Genomic DNA, 4,646 nt, shown 5'->3' with positions numbered 1-4,646 from the left:
CGCCGCCGCCGGGGCGGCCGGGCCGCCCAGCAGCAGGATCGCCAGGGCGGCGCCCCGCCCGTGGCGCCGCCAGGCCGCGGGACGCGGCCGGCGCCGGGACATCTCCAGCATGGCGTGCTCCGATCGGCTCAGGATTGCAGGGGCGTGTCGACGATCGCCAGGGGCTGGCCGCCCGGGACGAACGCGACGCTCGCGACGCCGAGCAGCCGGCGCAGCTCGCCCGCCGGCACCCGCATGGGTCCGGGCGAGGGGGCGGTCCCGGGCGCCGGCTGGGGGAACGCCGTCGAGCGCGCGGTGTGGAACGCGACCGTGCCCTCCACCTTCTGCATGACCTGGTGGATGTGGCCGTTGAGCACCGTCACGGAGGCGAAGCGCCGCAGGTGTCCGAGCGCGCGGGCTCCGTCCTCCGTGCCCCAGCCCCAGTCCGGATAGACGGTCCAGAGCGGGATGTGAGCGAAGACCACGACCGGGGTCGAGGAGGCGAGCCCGGCCACGTCCGCCTCCAGCCACGCGAGCTGCTCGGCCCCGAGGTTGCCGAGCCCGCCGGCCTTGAGGTCCACCACGTTCACGAGGCCGATGAAGTGGATGCCGCCGTGGTCGAAGCTGTACCAGCCGGCGCCCCGGGTGCCGCGGCCGTAGCGCTCGAGGTAGGCCCGGCCGCGCCCGTCGTCGAGCAGGTCGTGCTCGCCCGGCACGAAGAACACCGGCAGGCCCGCCTCCCGCAGGACCTGATCGGCATCGTCGAACTCGCGCTCCTTCGAGAGGTGGCTGATGTCGCCCGTGTGCAGGATGAAGGCGGGCTTCGCCGGGAGCGCCCGGATCTGCGCCACGGCCGCGCGGAGCGTGGCGAGGGCGTCGGGGTTGGCGGCCTTGTCGAAGCCCACGTGGCTGTCGCTGATCTGCAGGAACGTGAGGCCCTGCGCGGGGCCGTCCGCGGCGAGCGCCTGCGACAGCCCCACCGCCCGGGGCAGGCCGCCGGCGGCACTCCACAGGAGGCCGGTCCCGGCCCAGGTCATGCATTCGAGGAAGCCGCGGCGGTCGAGGCCGTCGCGGTCCCGCGTGGACGCGTGCGAGTCGATGTCATGGGTCATCCGGGATCTCCCGTCGCCGAGGGCAGCAGGCGACGCCCTCGCCGGTCAGGACCGGCCGGGGACCCGGTTTATTCCCGGAAATCCGCCGGCACGCCGGCGCGGCGGGGCCGCGGCGCTCCCCGGGGGGCGCGGCGGGCGGAGCGTTTGGCACGCCGTCGCGAGTCCGCTTAAGACAGGCCGACGCGCCTCTGTCCGGCCCGCGCGCGGGCCCGAATCGTGCCAGGTGCCCGGGACAGGATGGCGTGCAGCATGGCGCTCCAGGACAGGATCGGCGGGATCGCGCAGCGGCTCGTCGCGCAGGCGACGGCGAGCGACGACGCCGCGTCCATCGTCGGCGGCGTCTGCGACGCCCTCGTGGCGGCCGGGCTGCCGCTCTGGCGCGCCAGCATCTCGGTCCCGACCATCGACCCGCTGTTTCGCGGCGCGAGCCTCGCGTGGCGCCGCCGGCAGGGCACCACCCTCTCGCCGACCGCGCACGGGGAGGCGGGCGACGACGAGTTCGCGCAGAGCCCCATCGGCTGGCTCCAGGCGGCGGATCTCGCCTACGCGCGCTGGCGCCTGGACGGCGGGGACCACCCCGCCCTGCCGCTCCTCGCCCGCATGAGGGCGGCGGGCGCCACCGACTACGTGCTCCACCTCACGGCCTTCACGCCGGGCACGGCGCTCTCGGGCGCGGGCCTCTCCTTCGCGACCGACCGGGCGGGGGGCTTCACGCCGGCCGAGCTCGCGGCGCTTTCCGCCCTCGTCCCGACGCTGGCCCTCGCGACGGCGAAGCTCAGCCTGTCGCACACGCTGCGCGAGGTCGTGAGCACCTATCTCGGCCCGGCCACGGGCGGGCGCGTGCTCGCGGGCGAGATGCGGCGCGGGCAGGGCGCGGTGGTGCCCGCCGCGATCCTGCTCGCGGACCTGCGCGGCTTCACGGCGCTCGCGGACCGCGACGACCCGCTGCGGGTCGTCGGCTGGCTCAACGAGCACTACGACGCCCTCGGCGAGCCGGTCCAGCGCCACGGCGGCGAGGTCTCGAAGTTCCTCGGCGACGGCTTCCTGGCGGTCTTCCCGGTGGCCGCTCCGGACGCGCGGGACTGCCCGGCCTGCGCGGGGGCGCTTCGCGCCGCCGGGGAGGCGCTGGCGCGCAACCGCGCCCTCAACGCCGCCCGCCGCCGCGACGGCGGGCCGGCGCTCGAGGCCGACATCGTGCTCCATTACGGGCACGTCGTGTACGGCAACGTCGGCACCGGCCGCCGGCTCGACTTCACGGTGATCGGCCAGGCCGTGAACGAGGCGAGCCGGATCGAGCCCCTGTGCGGCGCGCTGGATCGGCCCCTCCTCCTGTCCGACGCCTTCGCGGCGCGCTGCGCGGCGCCGCTGACCGCCCTCGGCGAGTTCGCCCTGCGCGGGATCGGGCAGACGCGGCGGATCTGGNGGGGACCCGCCGTGAGCCGGCGGGGCGCGCGCGCCCGAGCACCGGGCCGGCGCCGCCAAGCACTCACTCAGGTGAACGACAGCTTGACAGCAGCGCGCCGACGCATGTTAGGGTAAGATTGACCATTGCATCCGCGTAGATGTGTTTCGGCGAGGCCGAGGATCGACTCGGCACCTCGCGCCCGGAAAGAAGTTTCGGGCGAACACCTCTGAATACATACTCCGTTAAGGAACAACACAGAATGTGTCGACCGCGGTGTCCGCAGGACAGCATGCTCGAGCGACGTGATGGCGGCCGTGCTGACGCCGGGGCGCGCGGCCGGCGCTCCTCGCGCGGGCGCCCCGCCGGGTCGGGCACGAGGCGCGCGGGCCCGATCCCGCCCGCGTTCCGGGCCGTCCGCCGGTCGCGCCCGTCCACCTGACGGCCCGGGCCGCCCTGCCGGCTCCCCTCACCCCGTGCCGGGGCCGGGCCGCGGCGCCGCAACCGATCGGTTCTCAGGAGAAGCCTGCATGCCACCGACAGCCGTGCGCAGCGACGATCTGATCAACTCACTCGGCGTCGATACGCACATCAACTACACTGACGGCGAGTACGCCAGTATCGACCAGGTCCTGAGCGCCCTGCGATATCTCGGCATCGATCACGTCCGCGACGCCGCGCCCAACCCGTCCCAGCAGGGCCAGGCCCATTTCGGTGCGGCCGCCGATGCCGGCATCACGTTCACCTTCGTGGCCAACGACCCCGATCCCGTGCTGGTGGTCCAGCGCATCCACGCGTTCGAGGCCGCCCACCCGGGCTCCGTGGCGGGCATCGAGGGGCCGAACGAGGTGAACAACTGGCCGGTGACCTACAAGGGCCTCACCGGCGTGGCGGCCGCGCAGGCCTACCAGCAGGCGCTCGCGAACGCCGTCAACGCCGACCCCCTGCTCAAGGACATCCCGGTCCTCGGGTTCACCGGGTACCCGGTGCCCTCGGCGTCGGACTGGAACAACATCCACCCCTACCCCAAGAACGGCGACGAGCCGCGCGCCGCCATCGTGACGGACCTGAACGGCCAGAATGCGGCCGATCCCGGCAAGCCCTTCGCCATCACCGAGATGGGCTACCACACCTCCCTCACGGCCGACACCGCGGGCGGCTGGGAGGGCGTGGACCAGGCCACGCAGGCGAAACTCCTCCTCAACGCCTACATGGATGCGGCGAGCCTGGGCTCCCGCAGCACCTTCGCGTACCAGCTCCTGGACGCCTACGCGGACCCGGCCGGATCCAACCAGGAATCGCATTTCGGCCTGTTCGGGCTCGGCTTCACCCCCAAGGCCGCCGCCACGGCCATCCGCAACCTGACCACCATCCTGCGCGACGACGGCAGCACGGCGTCGGGCTTCAGCCCGGCGAGCCTCGACTACGCGGTCAGCGGCCTGCCGGTGAGCGGGCACACCTTCCTGACCCAGTCCTCGGACGGCGCGTTCCAGATCATCGCCTGGGCGGAGCCGGACATCTGGGACGAGGCGGCCGACCGCGCCCTCGCGGCGCCGACGAGCCCCGTGACGGTGAGCCTCGGCCGGACCTTCGCGAGCGTCGACGTCTACGATCCCCTGGTGGGCACGAGCCCGGTCCGGACGCTGCACAACGTCGCCTCGGTCGACCTCGGCCTGAGCGACCACCCCCTCGTCGTCGAGGTCTCCGGCACGGCGCTGCCGAGCTACGCCATCGCGGTCTCGCCGGCGGCGGTCGCGGAGGGCAATTCCGGGACCGGCAACACGCTGACCTACACAGTCACCCGGTCGGGCGGCGCGGCGGCGGCCACGCTCGCCGTGGGGCTGTCGGGCACGGCGTCCTCGGGCACGGATTACACGACCAGCCTCGCCGACGGCCGCGTGAGCTTCGCGGCCGGCGCCACCACGGCGAGCTTCACCGTCACCACGCGGCCGGACACGGCCGTCGAGGCGGACGAGACCGTCGTCGCGACGCTCGGCGCGCCGAGCGACGGCGGCGCCGTGACGACCGCCGCGGCGACCGGCACCATCGCGAACGACGATGCGGCGCCGGCGCCGGCCCCGAACACCCCCGCGACCGCCACGATCGGCAGCGGAGCGGACCAGCTGCTCCTGCGCGTCAGCGAGGACGCCTAC

At 74.3% G+C, this 4,646-nt stretch carries 2 protein-coding genes and 1 pseudogene; 2 read left to right on the top strand and 1 reads right to left on the bottom strand.

Features of this window, described 5'->3' with window-relative positions:
• Positions 1 to 128: 128 nt before the first annotated feature.
• Positions 129 to 1,091, bottom strand: coding sequence for a metallophosphoesterase family protein (locus tag DT057_RS05670; RefSeq protein WP_128561127.1), 963 nt, complete (start codon positions 1,089 to 1,091; stop codon positions 129 to 131).
• A 249-nt stretch (positions 1,092 to 1,340) separates the two neighbouring features.
• Here DT057_RS05670 and DT057_RS05665 point away from each other — a divergent pair.
• Positions 1,341 to 2,513, top strand: a pseudogene (locus DT057_RS05665) (adenylate/guanylate cyclase domain-containing protein); the annotation flags it as partial.
• A gap of 510 nt (positions 2,514 to 3,023) precedes the next feature.
• Positions 3,024 to 4,646, top strand: a 1,623-nt coding sequence (locus DT057_RS05660) for a Calx-beta domain-containing protein (protein WP_128561125.1), incomplete at its 3' end; no start/stop codon positions are given.

This window comes from Methylobacterium crusticola, from assembly GCF_003574465.1.
Lineage (GTDB): Bacteria > Pseudomonadota > Alphaproteobacteria > Rhizobiales > Beijerinckiaceae > Methylobacterium > Methylobacterium crusticola.
Note: the sequence above shows the minus strand (reverse complement) of the source record. Positions and strands in the feature narration are given on the sequence as shown.

Coding starts and splice junctions, on each gene's coding strand:
- DT057_RS05670 (WP_128561127.1), bottom strand. CDS start 1,091: ATGACCCATGACATCGACTCGCACGCGTCCACGCGGGACCGCGACGGC.